The following is a 19,556-nucleotide window of genomic DNA, read 5'->3' on the forward strand; positions in this document are numbered from 1 at the left end:
TATCACGATGACGAGCTATGAACGATGCGAGTCATTCGGCGAGGTTAAAAATAATGTCCGCGACTGCGCCTCTTCCCCAAGCTCCTCGCACGTCGTTGGTCGAATCGACCATCAGCCTTATCCGCACGCAGATCGAAAGTGGCGCTTGGAAAGTAGGACAGCGCATTCCGAGGGAGCCTGACCTGGCCGCCATGCTGCAGGTCGGCCGCAACACGGTTCGCGAAGCGATCCGGGTACTGTCCCACGCACAGGTGCTGGAAGTCCGGCAAGGCGACGGCACCTATGTCCGCTCCAGCGTCGACCCGGCTGAAGTCATGCGCCGGGTGAGCCATGCCGGCCTGCGGGATCATTTCGAACTACGGGCTATCCTTGAGACCGAAGCGGCGCGTCTTGCAGCCATGCGCCGGACGGATGAAGACCTCGAAAGGCTGGGACGGCTTTTGGAAGCACGCGGTGACGTACCCGCCGACGGCGATCTTGCTGGGTTCATCGATTGTGATCTCGCCTTCCACGCCGCGATCGCGACGGCGGCGCACAATGCGGCGCTGGCGGAATTGTACCGCTACTTTTCAGCGGCCGTCCGTCAGAACACTCAGGCGGTTCTGGCAGAGCGGGAGGTGCCTGAGCCGGGTGCCGCCGCCCATGCCGGGATTGTCGAGGCGATCGAGCGCCGGGACCCCGAAGGGGCGGCTATTGCCGCCCGTGCCGTTGTCGCGCCAGTCATTGCCAAGCTCACCGAGCTTTTGGGCCGCTGACACGGACGGGGCGGGATAATCCGTCTCATCCGGCCGCAGTGTCCCCTATGATTGGCGCATCTTCCAGTGGAGTGCGCCCCTTGGGGCAGCGGGTATAAAAGATTGACGGTGATGTCGGGCCTTGCAGGAGTGGGGTCATGGCGAAGTGACCTTCCCCCGCTTAAGTGGACACCTGGTTATGCGGCCTTTCGCCCGGCCTGTTCTGGGGTGATGTATCCGAGAGTGGAGTGGATGCCCCCTGGTTTGCGCTGTCCAATACCGAGGCTACCGCGGCATGGTCGGGAAAGCCCGCGCGGGCACCGATGGCGGTGATGGCCAGGCTGGCGGCGGCGGCAGCGAAGCGCAGGGCATCGGCCAGGCTGTCGCCGCCGAGCAGGCGGGCCAGTACGGCGGCGTTGAAGCAGTCGCCGGCCCCGGTCGCGTCCACCAGGTGCGCCGGAAACGCAGGCTGGATCACGCTCTCGTCGCCCCGCACGGCGATGGCCCCCCGGGCACCCAAGGTCACCACCACAAGCTCCGGCCCCTGTTTCAGCAGCGCGCGTGCATGCTCCGGCGTCGGGGGCAAGCCGGTCGCGGCGCGGAACCCGCCTTCGTTGAGGAACACGATGTCGCACAAGGGCAAAAGCGCCGCCAGCCGCTCCGGGCCAGGGACCACCGCCGCCTCCACATCGATGGCGACCAGGGTGCCGGCGGCGCGGGCTTCGCGGCTCACGATCTCGAACTCCGCCAGGTCGTACGGCATGGCGTAGACGACGCGGGACTGTTCCAGGGCCGGGGCCAGGGTGGCCGTGTCCAGCGGCCAGCCGGGCAGCGGCGCGTAGACCAGCGCCTTCTCCCCATCCCCCTGCACCAGGATCAGGGCCGTGGCGCAGGGTCCCGCCACCCGCCGCACCCACTGCGGAGCGACGCCGAAGCGTTGGAATTCCGCCACCAGGTGGTCGCCATCGCCATTATCGCGGCCGACCCGGCCGTAGGCTGCGGTGGGCAGGCCCAGGCGGGCGGCGGCGCAGGCCACATTGGCCGCCGTGCCGCCGGCATGGCGTCCCAGGTGCCGGCCCAGGACCTTCTCATCCGCCGCCGGCGCGCGGTCCACGGCGAAGACCAGGTCGATATTGGGGTCGCCATAGGCCAGCAGGCCAAAGCGGCGGGCGCCGGGCGGGATCATCGGGTGGTCCCTGTGCAGGCGATCATCCGGAAGCGGCCGGCCCGGGCGGCGGCGTCACCGGCGGCCAACGCCAGCGCCTGACCCTGCATCAGCAACGGCAGGGGCGTCATGGGCTCATCCATCCCGGGCATGGGGAAGTCCGGCCCGCCCAGCACCGCCACCGCCGCACCGCGTGCACGGGCGGCGGTGGCGGTATCGGCCAGGCGATCCGCCGCGCGCGCGCCGGGGGGCGCCAGGACCAGCACCAGGTCGGTGGGGGTCAGGGCCTGCAGGCGCAGGGCGTGATGAAACTCCTCCACTGCATGGGGTAGGGCCGCCAGCCCCGCCGCCGCCGTCAGCAGGTCGGCGATGCAGCGGGCGGTGCCGGTGTTGGGGCCGGCGCCGACGATGTGCAGATGGCGCCGGGTGGCCAGCGTGGCGCCCAGGGCGTGGATTGCGGTGTCGGATCGCAGGACCCTCTCCAGGGTGGCCGGCAGGGCGGCGACCTCCCGGCGGGGGCCCGCCATCGGCCGCCGCAGCACCTCGCCCCATTCCAGCGCCAGCAGGATCAGGACGGCCAGCGTGGCGGTGGTCGATTGCGTGGGCATGCCGCCCTTGCTGGCGCCGGGGCACAGGCCCCAAACCGGCGGGGCCAGGAAGGGCGTGCCCTCCCGATCGCAGATGCCGATGACCAGGGCACCACTCTCCCGGGCGCGGGCCAGGGCGTCATGGGCCGGCGACGGACGCCCGCTGGAACTGATCACCGCCACGGCGGTATGGGCTCCCAGGTCGGGGTGGCCATATCGCGCCAGTTCGAAGGCCTGGACCGCCTGGCAGGGAATGCCGGCATAGGCGGCGAAAGCCGGTGTGGCCATCAGCCCGACGGACAGGCTGTCGCCGGACCCGGCCACCAGCAGGCGGCCGATCCCCCGGGCGGTCAGCGCCGCCGCCAGGTCCCGCACTGGTGCGGCCAAGCGGGTTAGCGCCCTGTCCACGGCGGTGGGGGTGTCCGCCCGCTCCCGTGCCGTGGCGGGCAGGGGCATCAAGGTGTCGGCCTCCGTCATGCCGCCAGCCGCCGCTGGGCGATGGCGGCCAGCTCGGCCGCCAGGGCATCCAGGTCGTAGTCTACCGCGTTCACCGCCCTGAATTCGGCAGTGAGGCCGGCCGGCAGGGCGGAGGCGCCACGTAAGGCACCGGCCAGCGCTCCCGCCATGGTGGCGATGGAATCGGTGTCGTTGCCGATGGTGGCCGACAGGGCGATGGTGCGCAGCGGGTCGCCCTTGGCGTAGGCCAGGATGGCGATGGCCGCCGGCACCGATTCCGCCGCCAGGACCGAGGCGCCGACCTGCGCGTCCAAGGCCTCAAGAAAGGTCAGGTCATCCGTGGCCCGGGCGGCGATCTCCAACGCCAGGTCCAGGCGCGCCTGAAAGCGGGGGCCGGGGCCCACGCGGGCATGCCGGGCGGCCAGGGCGGCGCCCTGGCGTCCCCCCTCGATGCAGGCGGTGATGACGTCGGCGATGTCGTCCGTCACCAGGGTCCGGGCCGTGCCGGCGGCGATGGCGCAGGCGGCGGCGATGGCGACATCGGTGTCGTGCGAGGGCAGGCAGGTCACCAGCGCCTGGGCACAGGCGGCGTCCAGGTCGCCAGGATGGACCAGACCGGCGGGCGCCACCCGCATGGCGGCGCCATTGGTGGTGCCTATGGTCGTCATCTTGCGCCGCGACTGGCCGATGACCCCCACCAGGGCCGGGTCGGTGCCGGCACGCAGGGCCGCCACGATGCCCACCGTGCTGGGCCCCATGAAGCCGGCCTTGGGCGAGGTGTCGGCCCAGTCCAGCAGGCAGGCGACCCAGCCGGCTGCGTCCAGCCTGCCCCCGCCGCGCACCAGGGCGCGGGCCAGGTAGTACATTTGGCTGGCGTCGTCCGTCACCTCAGCCCTCTTGCCGGCGTTGGCGCCGGCGAAGGTGTCAACCGTCGGTGTCACGAAGCCGGCAACCAGGCCGCCATGGGCGGCCAGGATCTCGGCCATGGACCATTGCTCGGTGGGGGCGCCCAGCGCGTCGCCCATGCCGGCCAGCAGCAGCGAACCGGCGATCCGGTCATGCAGGGTGTGTGTGCTCATGGATGCCATGTCCCGTGATGTCGTGTCCGTCAGGAGGAAAGAAGGGCGGTCCGGCCGGCCGCGGCGCGGCGCCGGGCGGCCAGGCGTTGGTGCTGCTTGACCAAGACCAGGGCGGCGATGGTGACCAGGGGAGGGATCATGAAGACCACCTCGGCCGGCACGGCCAGCAGGCCCAGGCGGGCGGCCATGACGGTGGCGCCGCCGAACACCAGCGCCGCTGCCACTGTGCCCAGGGGCCGGCGGCCGCCCAGGAACACGGCGGCCAGGGCCAGGTATCCCCGCCCCGCCGCCATGTCGGCTTGGAATAGCGTCAGATAGCCCATGCCAAGGAAGACGCCGCCACCGCTGGCCAGCAGGCCGCTCAGCAGCAGGCCGGCATACCGCAGCCGCTTCACCGGCAGTCCGGCGGCCAGTGCGGCCTGCGCGTTTTCCCCCGCCGCCCTGAGGCGCAGGCCGAAGACCGTGTGGCGCAGCGCCCACGCGACCCAGCCGGTGGCGGCCAGGGCGCCGTAGACCAGCACGTTGTGCCCGGCATCCCCGTCGCCGTTCAGCAGGACGCCCAGCACCGGCACGCCGCCCATGCCAGGCCAGCGCAGGCTGGGCAGGGCGAAGCTGGTCAGGCTGGCGGTCGAACCCTTGTCGCCCGTCAGGTGGGCCATCAGCAGCACCGTCAATCCCTGGGCCAGGATGTTCAGCCCGATGCCGGCGACGATCAAATCGGCCCCCAGCTCCAGATGGAATACGGCCAGCAGGCCCGCCAGCGCCGTGCCTGCGAGCAAGCCGACGGCGCAACCCAGCCACGGGTGCAGCCACAGGGGGGCGTCCGGGAACCACAGGGCGGAATAGGCGGAGGTGATGACGCCGGCGAAGGCGGCCACCAGCATCACGCCCTCCAGCGCCACGTTGATGCAGCCGGCCAGTTCAGAGATCAGGCCGCCCAGGCTGGCGAAGACGATGGGGGTGGCGGCGCGCAGGGTAGTGACCGCCACCACGGCGGCCATCGTGCCGGCCGAGACAAGGTCCAGGCTCATGCAGGTCTCCCCCCTATGCTTGTGCGGACCCGGCGCATCAAGCCCAGGGCCAGTGGCGCCAGACGGTCCGACACTACAAACAGGATGATCAGCGCCTGAATGACCAGGACCACCTCGCGCGGGACATCGGTGGTGCGCTCCATGGCCTGGGCGCCCACGCGCAGGTAGGCGTAGCCTAGGGCCGCCAGGGGCAGGGCGCCTACCCGCCCGCGCGCCAGCAGCGCCACCACGATGCCCTCCAGCCCGATGCCGGGGGTAAGGTCGATGGGCAGACGTTTCAGCAGGGCGTTCGACACGTGGAAGCCCGCCAGTCCGGCGAACACGCCACCCAGCGCGAACGCCAGCGCCGTGGCCCGGGCCACCGGCACCCCCGCCCGGATCGCGAACCAGGGGTTGGCGCCGGCCAGGTCGATCTCATACCCCAGGGTCGTCCGGCGCAGCAGGAACAGGGCCGCCACCGCCGCCACTGGCGCCACAAGCACCATGGCCGTCACGGTGGTGCGGGCGATCAGCGGCGCCAGGGTCGCGGCGTCGGGCAGCGGGGGCGTGGTGATGAAGCCGGCCGTAGGGTCGTTCAGCACCCGGCCCACCACCAGGCGGTAAACTTGCACCGCCACCACGTTCAGCATCAGGGTGGTCACGATCTCATTGGCCTCGAACCGGGTTTTCAACAGTCCTGCCACCAGGCCCCAGCCGGCGCCGGCCACCGCCGCCGCCAGGAAGGCGAGCGGCAAGGCGGTCGGCGTCTCTCCCAGGCCCAGGCTGACGGTCGCCGCCGCCAGCGCGCCCATGAACAGCTGGCCGTCGGCGCCCAATGAGAATTGCCGCGCGCGAAAGGGGAGGCCGATTGCCAGCCCCACCAGGGTCAGGGTGGTGGCGTCCTGCAGCCAGGCGCCGAAGCGAACCAGCCGATGCACCACCACTTGGCCGTCGGCGGCGCGATCGACCGAGGGCAGGGGGCCGGTCAGCAGCGCGCGGAAGGCGGCCCAGGGCTGGTCGCTGACACAGGCCATGACGGCGAAGCCCAGGGCCAGGGCCGCGCCCACGGCCAGGGCGATGCGGGCCCCTTCACGCGACGGCGTCATGGCCGCCCCCTTCCACCGGGGGCCCCAGGCCCGTCATGTGCAGGCCCAGGGTCCGGGCATCGACCGCCCCGGCCGCGAACCGGGCGACAATCCGCCCCCGGTACAGCACGGCGATGTGGTCCGAAAGGGCCAGCAGTTCATCCAGGTCGGCCGAAATCAGCAGGATGGCGGCACCCTGGTCGCGCAACGCGGCCAGGCGGGTGTGCAGGGCGGATGCGGCCGCGATGTCCACGCCCCGGGTCGGCTGGCTGGCGACCAGGAAGGTGGGGGCGTCGGCGATCTCACGCGCCAGGATCAGCTTCTGCATGTTGCCGCCCGACAGCGCGCCGATGGGTTGGTCGGGCCCAGTCGCGCGCACGCTGAAGCCGCCGATCACCTCTTCCGCCCAGCGCCGGGCGGTGGCGCGGTCGATCAGGCCCCGGCGCGACAGGGGTGGGCGGGCGTAGCGGGTGGCCATCAGGTTGTCGACGATGCTGAGGCTGGGGGCGGCGCCGTCGTGCAGCCTATCCTCCGTCACCACCGCCACACCCCGGGCGCGGGCGGCCCGGGCGGACAGGCCGGTGAAGACCTGGCCATCCAGCTTCGCCTCGCCCGCGCTGGGCACATCGGCGCCGGACAGCAGGCGGGCCAGCACATCCTGGCCGTTGCCCTCGACCCCGGCGATGCCCAGGATTTCGCCCGGCGCCACGTCGAAGGAAACGTCCCGCAGCCGGATCGTCCCCTCGCCGTCGACATAGCCCAGATCGCGGGCGACGACACGGGGTATCGGGCGCGCGCCAGCCGGCCGGCGGGGCGGCGGTGGCGGCAGGTCCCGGCCCACCATCAGGCGCGCCAACGTGCCCTGGTCCAAATCGGCCATGCGGGCGCTGCCGGTGACGCGGCCTCGGCACAGAACGGTCACGCCGCCGGCCAGGGCCTTCACCTCATCCAGCTTGTGGGTGATGAGCAGGATGGTGCGGCCGGCGTTGGCCAACTGGCGCAGGGTGGCGAACAGGGTTGCCGTCTCCGGCGGGGTCAGGACGGCCGTGGGCTCGTCCAGCAACAGGATGCGCGCGCCCCGGTGCAGCACCTTCAGGATTTCCACCCGCTGGCGCACGCCGACCGGCAGGCCGGCCACCGTTGCCGCCGGGTCCACGGCCAGCCCGGATTGCTCCACCAACTCCCGGACGCGGGCCGCCGCCGCCGCCCGGTCCAGCCGGCCGCCGATCCGGCGCGGCTCATGCCCCAGCACCACGTTTTCCGCCACCGTCAGCGACGGCACCAGATTCAGGTGCTGCGCCACCAGGCCGATCCCGGCCGCGATGGCGTCGCCTGGGTGGCGGAAGTCCACCGGCCGGCCATGGATGCGCAGGATGCCGGCCGTTGGCCGCTCCAGCCCGTACAGCATCTTCATCACTGTGGACTTGCCGGCGCCGTTCTCACCCACCAGGGCGTGGATCTCGCCGGCCGCCACGGTGAAGCTGACACCGCTGTTGGCCAAGGTGCCGTTGGGGTAGCGCTTCTCCACATCCTCCAAGGCGATGGCCAACAAGGGTGGGGCGATAGCGGGGGTCATGGCTGCCCCCCTGCGAAGGCGGTGGGCACGGTCAGGGTGCCGTCGATGATGCGCTGGCGCGCGGCCGCCACCGCGGCGCGCACGGTGGGCGGCACGGTCAGGGCGGCCTCCGGATTGTCCGCCAGGCCGATGGCACCCTCCTTCAGGCCCAGGGACTCCGTCCGGCCCAGCGGCAGCCGGCCTTGTTGCCACAGCCGCAGGGCGCGCAGGATGGCGGCGTCCACGTTCTTCATGACGGAGGTCAGGATGCGGGTGGCGCGGCGGGGGCTGGACGCGCGGTAGAGGGCTGCCTGGTCGGAATCCACGCCGATGACGTAGCGCCCGGCTTCCTCGGCCGCCTCGATGACGCCTTGGCCGGTGGCCCCCGCCACCTGGAAGATGACGCCGGCCCCCTGGCCATATTGGGCCTTGGCGATCTCCTTGCCCGTCGCGGGGTCGGAGAAGGAATTGGCGAACTGGCGCAGCACGGCGATGCCGGGCGCCGCGTCCTGCGCCCCGGCCCCATAGCCGGCGGCGAAATCGTTGATGACGGGGATGGGCATGGCGCCCACCAATCCCACCACGTCTTTGGCCCCGAATATCGTCCCGGCCCGCACCAAGCCAGCCGCCAGCACGCCGGCCAGATAGCCACCCTCGTTCTGGCGGAAGCGCATGGAATAGACGTTGCCGCAGGCGCAGCGGGCGTAATCGACCACGCCGTCGAACAGAATGAAGGTGACGTCCGGATAGTCGGGGGCCACCTTCTGCACCAGCGGCCCCATGGTGTAGGTGCCGGTCACGATGATGGGGAAGTCGCCGCTGTCGGCCAGGTCCACCAGGCCGCTCTCCCATCGTGTGGGATCATAGCCGCCCTCGATGGTGCGGGTGGCCAGGTGCAAGTCCGCCTCCGCCTGGCGCAGGCCCCGGGCTGCGGAATCGAAGAAGGACTTGTCGCCCAGCGCCCCGTTGACGAAGAAGGCCACGCGCGGGGGCCGCCCATCAGCCGCATGTGCGCCGGCGGCGGCTGGCGCCAGCCCCGTCATCACCATCAGCACCAGGGCGAGTGCCGGGCCCCTCATGGCAGCCGGGCCAGGCGCTCGGCCATCAGGGACAGCAGGCCATCCGTGTCCAGGCCGGTGTACAGCGCGGCGTTGACCTCGCCATCCTGGTGAAGGCGGCTGCACCCCTCATCGGGGCCCGGCCGCCAGTCCACCTCCAGCCGGCCGGTCTCCCCCTTGAACAGGCGGGGCCGCAGCAGGGCCGCCACTGGGCAGGCATCGTGCAGCAGGGGATCCTGTTCGCCGTACACCGCCAGCATGGCGGCCAGCGCCTGGGCGGATCGCGTGGGTTGGGCCGCCAGGGCCGCCAGCCACGCGGGGGTCATCGCCGCCTGACCGGTCACGTCCAGCGGGAAGACCTCCAACCTGGCGCCGGCGGTCATGACCACATGGGCGGCCGCCGGGTCCGCCCAGAAATTGAACTCCGCCGCCGGGGTGACATTGCCGGGGCAATGGGCGGCCCCACCCATGAGGTGAATGGAACGGGCCCGCGCCAGCAGGCCGGGATGCCGTATCTCCGCCAGCGCCAGATTGGTCAGCGGTCCCATGGCCACGATCGTCAGGTCCGCCCCCAGCGGCGACAGCAGCAGGTGGGCCAGGGCGTCGGCCGCATGGTCCGCCACCACCGGCCGCGCGTCCCCGCCCAAGGTCACCCCGCCCAGACCATCCTCGCCATGCACCAGGTTGGTCCGGGCCTGGGAATACAGCAATGGCCGCGCGGCACCGGCGTAGACGGGGATATCCGGCCGGCCGAATAGGTCCAGCAGGCGCCGGGCGTTGGTGGCGGTGACAGCCACTGGCCGGTTGCCGGCCACGCAGGTCACCGCGCGCACGTCCAGTTCGGGGGAGGCTACCGCCAAGGCCAGGGCCAGGGCGTCGTCGATGCCGGGATCACAGTCAATCAGAACCGCAGTCATGAACGTCTTTCTTGGGAAATAGCAAAAGCGTGTTTCAGGTGTGCAGGCTGTCCAGGGCCACCGTGTGCTGGATGCCGAGGACGCCATCGGCCGTTCGCACCTCCATCACCACCTGGGGTTCCGGCGCCTCCCACAGGATATGGATCATGCCGAAGTTGCGCTGGGCCACGGTGCCGATGGGCAGACGGTTCAGGTTGGGGCCGGGCAGGGGCCAATAATGGGTCAGGCCGCTGCTGGTGACGTCATAGAGGGGATAGGGCGTGCCCCGCGTCAGGACGCTGATCTCGCCATAATGGACCTCGCCGCTCAGGAAAAGGACGCCGCTGGCGCCGGTGCGTGCGATCAGGTCGGCCAGGCGCTGCCGCTCCAGGGGGAAGTTGGTCCAGGCCTCATAGCCCCGGTGGCCGGCGGCATAGGGGACGCTGGACCCGATCAGGCGTACCCGGGCCGGTCGCCGCAGTTGCGCCTCCAGCCAGCGCCATTGGTCGGCGCCCAGCATGGTGGCCGCCGGGTCCAGGTTGGGCAGATAGGGTCCGAAGCCGCTCTTGGCCGTGCGTTCCGGCTCGTCATGGCGCAGCAGGGGGCTACGGTTATAGCGCAGGTCCAGAAACAGGATCTGGACGCGCCGCTCCGGCGGGCCCAACTCCAGCGCGTGGTAGACGCCATCGGGGCGCGTCCGCCTCGGGTCATTCGCGGGCACCTGGAAGAAATCCAGGAACAGCGCGCGGGCGGCTTCTTTCCCGGGGAAATCGGCGCCGCCGTCATGAACGCCATAATCGTGGTCGTCCCAGGTGGCCTCGATCGGCACAAGGGCGCGGAAGGCCCGGAACTCGGGGGAGGCGTCCAGCCGGCGGTACATCTCGGCCAGGGCCGGGATGATCCCCACCTTGGCCGTCACGGCGTCGTCGGCATAGACGGTGTCGCCCATGAACAGGAACAGGTCGGGGTCGGTCGCGGTGATGGCCGGCCAGATGTCCTGCGCCATTTCCGGATGGTCGCAGCAGCCGAAGGCGATGCGCGTCAGGCGTTCCCCGGCCACACGCGGCGCCGCGGCCGCCCGCCCCAGGCGGGTCAGCAGCGTCGCGCCCGTGGCGGCCAGCAGGGAACGGCGGTTGAACATTGGCACCCTCGGGGTTGAGGGCCCCGCCGGTGACGGCGGGGCCCGGTCAGGCTCTACTTGTCAGGCTCAGTATTTGGTGCGCAGGGTCACGACGAAGGTGCGCGGGCTGCCTAGGAAATAGCGGCCGGACGTCAGCGGATTGCTGGTCGTCAGTTCCATGCCGATGCCGGCCAGGTAGTGCTGGTCGAACAGGTTGTCGACGTTCACCGCGATCTCGGTGTCGTGCAGCGGGCCCACCCAGTTGTCGTCCAGGCGATAGGTCGCCGACAGGCCCACCAAGGTATACACCGGCATGTATTCCCGGGGGTAATAGGCCGGGCCGCCTGCCACCACCGTGTTCTGCACCGCGCCATAGGTTCCAGCCTGGCGGCCGACATAGCGGGCGTTGACCATCAGGCGCAGCGGGTCGATGGGGCGCCAGCCCACCTCGCCATACAGGCTGTGGCGCGGCTGGCCCAGCACCGGGTCGCCCTTACTGATGCCCTCCGCCGGCGTGGCCACCTTGTAGAAGGCATCGTTGAAGGCGTAGTTGCCGTAGAGGTCGACGCTGCCGAACTGGGCGGTGGCGGTCAGTTCCACCCCGCGTGAGGTGATGCCGCCCTGATTCAGGAAGGTGGTGGTGGCGTCGCGGCTGAAGATGTCGCCGTCCGGGTTGCCGTTCTGGATTGAGATGCGGTTATCGTAATCGATCCAGTAGCCCTGGACGGAGAAGCCGAAATTGCCCAGGGCCCAGCGGGCGCCCACGTCGTAGTTGGTGGAGGTCTCCGGCTGGATGCCCTTCTTGCTGTCGATGGCGGCCGTGCCCTCGAACACGCTGTCGGGCAGGGCGCTGAAGTTCCGCGAGCCGCTGGCGAACAGTTCCAGGCTGTCGGTCAGGTGGTACAGCAGGCCCACCTTCGGCAGCACGTCGGAATGAACGCTCAGTTCCCGGATGCCGGCGAACTCCACGGGCGAGCGGTAGGTCTCATCGAAATCCTGGTAGGTCAGGCCGGCCGACACCTCCGCCTTGCTGTCCAGGAAGCGCAGCTTGTACTGGCCGTAGTACATGTGCGTGTCGGATGCGTAGTGGCGATCCTGGGTGATGGAGTACAGGCCGCTATCGCTGTAGTCGTCGCTGATCTTGGGATCGGTGACCTTGTACCAATTGCGGGTCTTGGCGCGGTCGATATGCTCCACCCAGATGCCAGCGCGCAGTTCCTGATTATCGCCGATAGTGCCCTTCAGCTCGCTCAGGCCGCCCTCGCGATCCATCTCATAGCCGCCCTTGCGGCGGGAGGCTTCGCGGGCGCCCCATTGGCTGGTGGGATTCATCTGGTATTTGGCAGCGGCCGGGCAGCCGGCGGCCTTCAAGGCCGCGGCGCTGGTGCCGCCGGGGTAGGTGACCGCCGCCACCGGGATCAGCGCTCCGCTGGCGGTGTGGGCATACTGGTTGGCGTAGCACTCCTGCACCGTGCCGGTGGCCTTGCCGCCGGGCGCCACCGTGCTGTACAGCTGGCCGTTGGCCGGTAGCTGGACGTATGGCACATAGAACCAGCCCGCCCCTTCCTCATGATGGTAATAGGGTTTGACGGAGAAGGAGATGCTGTCCGTCAGGGGCGTGGAAATATCGATGTGGCTGAAGTATTCGCGGCTGTCGATTCCTCGCGTTTTTCGGTTGTTCTGGTCGATGTTGGGGTCGCCGGTCCAGGCGTCGGTCAGGCCATCCGTGTTTGGATTGGTCTCGAAGTTGGCCTTGTAGAAGGGCGCGCTGACGGCGCGCAGGGCCACGGCGTCGTAATCGTTATCCGACAGGTCGTTGTAGCTGAAGCTGGCCTTCACCTTGGCGCCGTTATCGAATTCCTTCACCACCTTGAAATCGACATGGTCGCGCTTGCTCTCGCCCGATTGGGCGCCCGGCCAGGTGTTCAACTGTTCGTGCGAATAGCTGACATAGGCCGTCAGGCCGTGCGCGATTTCGCCCGTGTCCAGGCGGGCGAAGGCGCGGCGGTAGCCGACGTCGCCGCCGGACAGCTCCGCCGCGCCGCCGGCGGTGGCGGCGGGATCACGGCTCTGGAAATCGATGTAGCCGCCCAGGGCCTGGTTAGACGGCGTGCCGATCTCACCCGCCGATTGGGAAACGGAGATGCGTTCCAGGTTGCCGCCGTCGATCAGGCGCGACGGCATGGTGCCGCCGTTGGACAGGGTGGAGCCGTTGGGGACGCCGTCGACGGAAACGCCGATCTGTTCCTTGTTCAGCCCGCGCATGCTGAGGCGCATGGAAAAGCTGCCGGTCATGGCGTCGCTGGACCCCACCAGCACGCCGGGCACCCGGTTGATCATCTTCAGGGGATCCAGGCCGGGCGGCAGTTCCTTGATGGCCTCTGCGTCGACGATGCTGTTGGCCCGCGTTTCGCCGATGCCCAGCTTGTGGGCGGTGATGACGATCTCATCCAGGGCGTCGTCAGCCCCAGCCACATCCACCGCCCCGGCCGTTCCAGGCATCACTCCGGCCAGTATCCAGAGCGAGGCGCCCGCCAAGGCCGCCCTGGTCAGTCCATTTCCCCGCTTCGCCGTCCGGCGCCCCATCATCCGCTTCATGCCCCAATACCCCTTCTTGGTTTTGGCCCCTGCGTGATCCCCGCGGCCCCGCCGCAGTGCCTCGATCCGTTGTGGGTCCGTGATGAAACGTTTCATATTTAAAGTGCGACATGCACGCAATGTCAACTTATACGTTTCACTTAAATGTCACGAAGAGGGCTTCCACCCGATGCGGCAACGGGAAAGGATGGGCGGCAGGGGTCAGGCGGTGGGTGGGGGCGCCACGGTGCCGCGTTCGACGTAGGTCACGTCGAACACCAGGCGGCGCCGGGACTCCGTTGGCTTGGCGATGCGGCGCAGCAGGGTGTTCACCGCCTCGATCCCCATTTCCTCCACCGGGATGTTGATGGTGGACAGGCCGGGAAAGGCCAGCGCGCCGTAGGGAATGTTGTCGAACCCGATGATGGAAACGTCCTCCGGGACGCGCAGGCCCCGCTGACGCAGGGTGTTGATGGCGCCCAGCGCGATCAGGTCGGCGCCCACGCACAGCGCGGTGGCCGACCCGTCCGCCACCGCGGCGGCCACCGCCGGCTCCAGGTCGAAGGAATAGGCATTGTGCAGGTGCCAGGCCAGGGCGTCGTGCCGGCGCAGCACCTCGGCGCTGCTCTCGGATCGTTGGCGGGAACTGCGCACGTCGGTCGGGCCGGAAATAACCCCGATGCGCCGGTGCCCCGCCCGGATCAGCCGTTCAGCCGCCATGCGCCCCCCGGAGTCGACGTCGATCTGGATCAGGTCGTGGCGGGGATTGTCGCGGTCCAGCACCAGCACCGGCAGGCCGCCGGTCAGGTCGGCCAACGTGTCCTCGTCATTGATGGGGAACCAGATCAGGCCGTCCACCCCGCGCTGGATCAGGGCCTGGGCGGCGGCGCGCTCGGCCTCGTGCGAACCTTGCGTGTCGGTGACGAAGACGCTGTAGGCGCTTTCCCGCGCCGCGTGGACGACGTTCTGCGCCAGGGCCGGGAAGAAAGGGTTGGTCAGGTCGGGCAGGATCAGGCCGATGGCGCTGGTCTTGCCCGTGCGCATGGCCTTGGCGCTCAGGTTGGGGCGATAGCCCAGGCGCGCCGCGACCTCCAGCACATGGCGGCGCGTGTCTCCGCCCACGGAACCGACGTCGTTCAGCGCGTACGACGCCGTGGCCACCGACACCCCCGCCGCTAGCGCCACGTCCTTCAGGGTGGGGCGTTTGCCGCTGTTTTCATCCTTGGTCATCGGGGTCTCTGGGGTGACAGGCTGGTTAAACGTTTGCGGCGTATTTCAGCCGAATTTCGGTGGAAATGGGAAGGGGCATGGTTGGGCCCGGTTGATTAGGGCGAAGATAGCCCGACAGGTGCTGGATATTTATGAATCGTTTAAAATAGTACAATGCTGCCTTGACGGGCGGGAAACTCCAGGCAAACATGAAAGATAAAGGGAATTAGTTCGGCGGTGCGAGGCTGGCGAACATGCTTTATCACACCTTAAAAATGAAACGTTTAACTAAAATGAACTGCGCCACCAGGATGATGGCTTGGCAGCAGCGGACAGGGCATGAACGGTGGGAGTTAAAATGATGAGACTCATGAAGGTGACGACGGCGGCGGCGCTGGTGGCATTGGCGGCGGGGGAAGGGGGGGCGGTCGCGCGGGCGGCGGAGACGGCGGACGGCCCGCCCGTCTTGGAGGAAATCGTGGTCACGGCCCAGAAACGGACGGAGGACCTGCAGCAGGTACCGCTGTCCGTCAGCGTCATGAACGGCGACGACATGCGCGGCCTGGCGGTGTCGGGTGATGATATCCGGGTGCTATCCGGACGCGTGGCCAACCTGAACGCGGAGTCCACCTTTGGCCGCGTCTATCCACGCTTCTATATCCGTGGACTGGGCAACGAGGACTTCACCCTGAACGCCTCGCAGCCGGTGGCGCTGTACTATGACGATGTCGTGCTGGAGAACCCGGTGCTGAAGGGCATGCCGGCTTTCGACCTGGAACGGGTCGAGGTGTTGCGCGGCCCCCAGGGGACGCTGTGGGGCAAGAACACCACGGCGGGCGCCGTCCATCTGGTGTCCCGCAAGCCCACGGACGCGACCGAGGGCTATGCCGATGTCACCTATGGCAACTTCAGCAGTTACACTGCGGAATCCGCGGTAGGTGGCAGCCTGGGCGACGGCCTCGCTGCCCGGGCGTCCGTCCTGTATCAGCATCGCGACCCGTGGGTGCGCAATGTGGTCACGGGGAACAGGCTGGACGGCTATGACGACTTGGCGGCGCGGGTGCAGGTGCAGTGGAAGCCCGGCGAGCGTTTCACCGCCCTGGTCCAGGCTTTCGGCCGCTCACTGGATGGCACGTCCACGCTGTTCCATGGCGCCGGCACCGATGCGACCGTCGGCGTTCTGCCCTTCGACAAGTATGATATCGCGGAGGAAAGCGATAACAACAACCGGCAGAAGGTGACCACGCGTGGTGTCACCCTGAACGCCGCCTATGAATTCGACGACGTCACCCTTACCTCCATCACCGCCTGGCTGACCGGCAGCATGTTCAGCGTGGGGGATGTCGACGGCTCCCCCCGGCCGGCTTTGGTCAACGCCTCCGATGTCGATGGGCTGACACAGGTGACACAGGAACTGCGTCTGGCCTCCAACCCTGGCGGGCCCTTTGGCTGGCAGGGTGGTCTCTACTATTTCTCCGAGGATTTGAACTACTGGAACACCACCGCCAACAACAGCTTCCAGACGGCGGATGGCATGCCTGGCTTCGGCGCCTATCAGCGGGCGCGCCAGCGCAGCCACAGCGGTGCGGCCTTCGGCCAAGCCAGCTATTCCCCCATCGAGCGCCTGACCCTGACGGCCGGCTTGCGCTACACCGTCGACGCGGTGGACTTCTGGCAGGACTCCTCCTCCTTCACGCCCAAGCCCACCGACCTCGCGGCCTTCCCCAACTTCGCCACCGATCCGTTTTACAAGGTGGCGGGCCGGGGCCCCGGCCCCTGGTTCCTGCCCCGGTTTTCCAGCACCGACGGCCGCTGGGGCAAATTCACCTACGATGGCAGCGTGGCCTATCGCCTGGATGATCAAATCAACCTCTACGCCCGCGTGGCGGAGGGGTACCACGCCGGTGTGATCACGGGACAGGCCATGTTCGACCCGCTGCAGAAGGCGGATCCCGAGACGGTGACATCGTACGAAGCGGGGGTGAAGGGCGACTTTTTCGGTCGGCGCTTACGCACCGACCTGTCAGTCTTCCATTACGTCTATCGCAACCAGCAGCTGGTGGCGTACAGCAATCTGGCGGCGGGCCAGGAAATCATCCGCCTGATCAACGCCAAGGGAGGCATCGGCACCGGCTTCGAACTGGAAACCAAGCTGCAGGTGACCGACGGCCTGCTGCTGGGGGCCAATCTCGGCTTTGTGAAAACCGAGATCCAGGGCCCGACGGAGGTGGACGACCCCCGCAACCCCGGCCACCCCCTGGACATCGCCGGTCAGCCCTTTCCCTTCGCCCCGCGATGGACCGCCTCGCTGACGGCCGACTACACCTATCCGCTGGGCGGCGGGCGGGAGTTGTTCCTGGGCACCGACTGGACCTATCGCGGCGACGAGAATTTTCAGCTGACCAGCTTCGTTCAGCCGCAATTCCGGGGGCAGGGGTATTGGGAGGGCGGGGCCCGGGCGGGCTATCGCTTCGGCCGCACCCAGGTCGCGGCCTGGGTGCGCAATATCACCGACGCCTCCGTCCTGACCAGCGCCGTGAACGTCAACGGCTACGCCGGCGTGTTCACCAATCCGCGCACCTACGGCGTGGAACTGTCCACCCATTTCTGAAGACCAGCGATCCCCGGGGGTTGCCCCCGGGGATCAGGAGCGACCATGACCGATACCTTTGCCCCGGCCTCGGCTGATTTCATCCGGTCCCTGCCCAAGGCGGAGCTGCACCTGCACATCGAAGGCAGCCTGGAACCGGAGCAGATGTTCGACTTCGCCCGCCGCAACCGGGTGGATTTGCCCTTCCGCACGGTGGAGGAGGTGCGGGCCGCCTACGCCTTCACCAATCTCCAGGACTTCCTGGACATCTATTACCAGGGCGCCCAGGTCCTGCGCACGGAGGAGGACTTCCACGACCTGGCGATGGCTTATTTCCGGCGGCTGGCGGCCGATGGCGGCGTGCATGCCGAGATCTCCTTCGATCCCCAGACCCATACCGACCGGGGCATACCCTTCCAGGTGGTGGCCGACGGCCTGCTGGCCGGCATGGCAGCGGCGGAGAGGGAGTTGGGCGTCACCTCCCGCCTCATCCTCTGCTACCTGCGCCATCTGGATGAGGAGTCGGCCTTCGCCACGCTAAGGGCGGCGGAGCCCTATCTGGACCGCATCACGGGCGTTGGCCTGGATTCATCCGAGGTCGGCAACCCCCCGTCGAAATTCGCCCGGGTATTCCAGGCGTCACGGGAGCGAGGGCTGAAGCTGGTGGCCCACGCGGGGGAGGAGGGGCCGCCCGACTACGTCTGGCAGGCGCTGGACATCCTGGGCGTGGATCGCCTGGACCATGGCAACCGCGCGCTGGAGGATGCGGACCTCACCCGGCGCCTGGTGGACCAGGGCACGACGCTGACGGTGTGCCCGCTGTCTAACCTCAAGCTCTGCGTCGTGCCCAGCCTGGAGGCGCATCCCCTGCGCCGCATGCTGGACCTGGGGCTGAAGGCGACGGTCAACGCCGACGACCCGGCTTATTTCGGCGGCTATCTGCTGGACAATTACGCGCGGGTCGCGGCGGCCCTGGGGCTGGACCGGGCGCAGCTGGCGCGGCTGGCCCGCAACAGCATCACCGGATCTTTCCTGGACGCCGCAGCCCAGGCGCCCCATCTGGCGAGGTTGCGGCAGATTGAACCCCTATCGGGATAGACGGAGGCAACTGGGTTTCAGTCCGGCGGCAGCCCAATATTGTAAACCGGCGCTACCCGCTGACCCCGCCAACTTGAATAGAATCAAATGGATGCCGCGCCGACCGGCGTCCAAGTCCCGCATTGACTAACATCCGACACGGCGGCTGTGCCCATGCGGGTCGCGCCCACTGCTTGTGGATCGGCGCGATCAAATGACCCCGTCGGCCCCAATAGAATCAATTGGTTGCTGTGCCGATCGGCGTCCAAGCCGCGTGCTGGTTTACACCCGGGCTTGGCGAGGGTCGGTGGTACGGAGCGATCGGACGTAATGGGTTCGGCCGGTCAGGGCGGCGACGTCGGCGGGTTGGCGGACGCGCAGATAGAGTCGCTGACGACGTTGGACGATGTATGGGATGCTGGCCAAGATGGCGTCGCCCTTGTGTGTCACAGACGTGTGTCACACTGATCCGGGCTAGGGGCCTATATTGCCAATTATCTCAAACACTTAAGCCGAAGTATGGCGTCCCCTAGGGGATTCGAACCCCTGTTACCGCCGTGAGAGGGCGGTGTCCTAGGCCTCTAGACGAAGGGGACGAGGCCGTGTGAGGGCGGTGATGTACGCGAGCGGCGAGGGGAGGTCAAGGGGTTTGTTGGGGCATTGCGGGGCTGGGGTGGGGCGTTGGGGAGGTTGTTGGGGCGGGGTGTTGGGGGAGGGCTGTCATGGAAGGGCAAAAAAGTGGGTTTGGGGCCTTATCCACGCGCGCGCGAGCGTATATAGGGGCTCCTGAGGTTCGGTAAAAATCGTCATGTGACTGCAAAATTCCTGTAGACAGCCCCCCGGTGAGGTCACTATAACCCCGTTCACCGACGCGGCGGGCGACAACGAACGGCGCGACGGCGAAGCGATCCCTGAGTTCTGGCGGTGACGCTGGTGGATGACGAGGTTGCGGACCAGGCGGTAAGCTCCAGCGATGGGGTCGCCGGTCGACACGGAATTTGCCCTTCCTGTCCGGGTTTGGGTTGGTCCCTACGGGGATCGGCCAGGGACGGGGTTGTGGTTGTCGACGCTTTTTGCGTTTGGGCCACGGGTTCTTGAACAAGTGAACGTCTTGAGAAGGGATGCGCAGATGGCGGTTCCGATGCTGGGTCCAGTACGGGCACAACATGGAAACGATCGAAGCGCATCTTAAGAACATGCTCTGAATATGTCCCTTCAGCGATGAGGGGAACAGGAACGGACTTGGGTTTGAGGTGCCGACTAAGGTTGGTTTCCGTCGAGGTTCTTGGGCGCCGGCAACGGTGCCTGGGATACCGCATTGAACCTGAGAGTTTGATCCTGGCTCAGAACGAACGCTG

The 19,556-nt window shown here is 68.4% G+C and carries 15 protein-coding genes and 1 tRNA gene; 3 read left to right on the forward strand and 13 right to left on the reverse strand.

Annotation, left to right across the window (positions count from 1 at the left end; translation table 11 throughout):
• Positions 1-95: 95 nt before the first annotated feature.
• Entirely contained in the window at positions 96-755 is a 660-nt protein-coding gene (locus tag FBZ88_RS20065; RefSeq protein WP_246138765.1) for a FadR/GntR family transcriptional regulator, read from the forward strand.
• A 160-nt stretch (positions 756-915) separates the two neighbouring features.
• On the opposite strand, the gene FBZ88_RS20070 is transcribed toward FBZ88_RS20065, so the two are convergent.
• The 11 genes from FBZ88_RS20070 to FBZ88_RS20120 all read right to left on the reverse strand — a co-directional run bounded on the left by FBZ88_RS20070 (position 916) and on the right by FBZ88_RS20120 (position 14,552).
• Complete coding sequence (locus FBZ88_RS20070; protein WP_145618931.1) at positions 916-1,920, reverse strand: carbohydrate kinase family protein; 1,005 nt, start codon at positions 1,918-1,920, stop codon at positions 916-918.
• Positions 1,917-2,963 (reverse strand): SIS domain-containing protein, encoded by a 1,047-nt coding sequence (locus FBZ88_RS20075; protein WP_145618932.1) that lies wholly within the window; start codon positions 2,961-2,963, stop codon positions 1,917-1,919. Before FBZ88_RS20075 ends, FBZ88_RS20070 begins: the two co-directional genes overlap by 4 nt.
• On the reverse strand, positions 2,960-4,021 hold the full coding sequence (locus FBZ88_RS20080; RefSeq protein WP_145618933.1) for an ADP-ribosylglycohydrolase family protein: 1,062 nt from the start codon (positions 4,019-4,021) through the stop codon (positions 2,960-2,962). Before FBZ88_RS20080 ends, FBZ88_RS20075 begins: the two co-directional genes overlap by 4 nt.
• Positions 4,022-4,050: 29 nt before the next feature.
• Positions 4,051-5,052 (reverse strand): ABC transporter permease, encoded by a 1,002-nt coding sequence (locus FBZ88_RS20085; protein WP_145618934.1) that lies wholly within the window; start codon positions 5,050-5,052, stop codon positions 4,051-4,053.
• Entirely contained in the window at positions 5,049-6,137 is a 1,089-nt protein-coding gene (locus FBZ88_RS20090; RefSeq protein ID WP_145618935.1) for an ABC transporter permease, read from the reverse strand. Before FBZ88_RS20090 ends, FBZ88_RS20085 begins: the two co-directional genes overlap by 4 nt.
• On the reverse strand, positions 6,121-7,692 hold the full coding sequence (locus FBZ88_RS20095; RefSeq protein WP_145618936.1) for an ABC transporter ATP-binding protein: 1,572 nt from the start codon (positions 7,690-7,692) through the stop codon (positions 6,121-6,123). Before FBZ88_RS20095 ends, FBZ88_RS20090 begins: the two co-directional genes overlap by 17 nt.
• Complete coding sequence (locus tag FBZ88_RS20100) at positions 7,689-8,750, reverse strand: BMP family lipoprotein (RefSeq protein WP_145618937.1); 1,062 nt, start codon at positions 8,748-8,750, stop codon at positions 7,689-7,691. Before FBZ88_RS20100 ends, FBZ88_RS20095 begins: the two co-directional genes overlap by 4 nt.
• Positions 8,747-9,646, reverse strand: coding sequence for a nucleoside hydrolase (locus tag FBZ88_RS20105; RefSeq protein ID WP_186464504.1), 900 nt, complete (start codon positions 9,644-9,646; stop codon positions 8,747-8,749). Before FBZ88_RS20105 ends, FBZ88_RS20100 begins: the two co-directional genes overlap by 4 nt.
• Before the next feature lie 34 nt (positions 9,647-9,680).
• The gene (locus FBZ88_RS20110; RefSeq protein WP_145618939.1) at positions 9,681-10,766 is read right to left on the reverse strand and encodes an alkaline phosphatase D family protein; all 1,086 of its coding nucleotides are present in this window, start codon (positions 10,764-10,766) and stop codon (positions 9,681-9,683) included.
• 66 nt (positions 10,767-10,832) lie between these two features.
• Positions 10,833-13,247, reverse strand: coding sequence for a TonB-dependent receptor (locus tag FBZ88_RS20115; RefSeq protein WP_145618940.1), 2,415 nt, complete (start codon positions 13,245-13,247; stop codon positions 10,833-10,835).
• 297 nt (positions 13,248-13,544) lie between these two features.
• Positions 13,545-14,552, reverse strand: a complete 1,008-nt coding sequence (locus FBZ88_RS20120) for a LacI family DNA-binding transcriptional regulator (protein ID WP_145618941.1) — start codon at positions 14,550-14,552, stop codon at positions 13,545-13,547.
• Positions 14,553-14,889: 337 nt separating this feature from the next.
• Between FBZ88_RS20120 and FBZ88_RS20125 the strand changes: the two genes are divergently transcribed.
• Together FBZ88_RS20125 and FBZ88_RS20130 are read left to right on the forward strand one after the other, a co-directional pair.
• Positions 14,890-17,142, forward strand: coding sequence for a TonB-dependent receptor (locus FBZ88_RS20125; protein ID WP_145618942.1), 2,253 nt, complete (start codon positions 14,890-14,892; stop codon positions 17,140-17,142).
• Positions 17,143-17,187: 45 nt separating this feature from the next.
• The gene (locus FBZ88_RS20130) at positions 17,188-18,219 is read left to right on the forward strand and encodes an adenosine deaminase (RefSeq protein ID WP_145618943.1); all 1,032 of its coding nucleotides are present in this window, start codon (positions 17,188-17,190) and stop codon (positions 18,217-18,219) included.
• A 261-nt stretch (positions 18,220-18,480) separates the two neighbouring features.
• Here the strand turns inward: FBZ88_RS20130 and FBZ88_RS31590 are convergent, their stop codons facing one another.
• A complete protein-coding gene (locus FBZ88_RS31590; RefSeq protein WP_425465795.1) occupies positions 18,481-18,648 on the reverse strand; it encodes a DUF6538 domain-containing protein in 168 nt (55 codons plus the stop codon).
• A 70-nt stretch (positions 18,649-18,718) separates the two neighbouring features.
• Positions 18,719-18,794, reverse strand: a tRNA-Glu gene (locus FBZ88_RS20135).
• Positions 18,795-19,556: the final 762 nt, after the last annotated feature.

This window comes from Nitrospirillum bahiense, assembly GCF_007828025.1.
Taxonomy (GTDB): domain Bacteria; phylum Pseudomonadota; class Alphaproteobacteria; order Azospirillales; family Azospirillaceae; genus Nitrospirillum; species Nitrospirillum amazonense.

Bases quoted from the DNA above. Each gene is read 5' to 3' on its own strand.
- FBZ88_RS20070 (WP_145618931.1), bottom strand. From the start codon at position 1,920: ATGATCCCGCCCGGCGCCCGCCGCTTTGGCCTGCTGGCCTATGGCGAC.
- FBZ88_RS20075 (WP_145618932.1), bottom strand. From the start codon at position 2,963: ATGACGGAGGCCGACACCTTGATGCCCCTGCCCGCCACGGCACGGGAG.
- FBZ88_RS20080 (WP_145618933.1), bottom strand. From the start codon at position 4,021: ATGAGCACACACACCCTGCATGACCGGATCGCCGGTTCGCTGCTGCTG.
- FBZ88_RS20085 (WP_145618934.1), bottom strand. From the start codon at position 5,052: ATGAGCCTGGACCTTGTCTCGGCCGGCACGATGGCCGCCGTGGTGGCG.
- FBZ88_RS20090 (WP_145618935.1), bottom strand. From the start codon at position 6,137: ATGACGCCGTCGCGTGAAGGGGCCCGCATCGCCCTGGCCGTGGGCGCG.
- FBZ88_RS20095 (WP_145618936.1), bottom strand. From the start codon at position 7,692: ATGACCCCCGCTATCGCCCCACCCTTGTTGGCCATCGCCTTGGAGGAT.
- FBZ88_RS20100 (WP_145618937.1), bottom strand. From the start codon at position 8,750: ATGAGGGGCCCGGCACTCGCCCTGGTGCTGATGGTGATGACGGGGCTG.
- FBZ88_RS20105 (WP_186464504.1), bottom strand. From the start codon at position 9,646: ATGACTGCGGTTCTGATTGACTGTGATCCCGGCATCGACGACGCCCTG.
- FBZ88_RS20110 (WP_145618939.1), bottom strand. From the start codon at position 10,766: ATGTTCAACCGCCGTTCCCTGCTGGCCGCCACGGGCGCGACGCTGCTG.
- FBZ88_RS20115 (WP_145618940.1), bottom strand. From the start codon at position 13,247: ATGCCTGGAACGGCCGGGGCGGTGGATGTGGCTGGGGCTGACGACGCC.
- FBZ88_RS20120 (WP_145618941.1), bottom strand. From the start codon at position 14,552: ATGACCAAGGATGAAAACAGCGGCAAACGCCCCACCCTGAAGGACGTG.
- FBZ88_RS20125 (WP_145618942.1), top strand. From the start codon at position 14,890: ATGATGAGACTCATGAAGGTGACGACGGCGGCGGCGCTGGTGGCATTG.
- FBZ88_RS20130 (WP_145618943.1), top strand. From the start codon at position 17,188: ATGACCGATACCTTTGCCCCGGCCTCGGCTGATTTCATCCGGTCCCTG.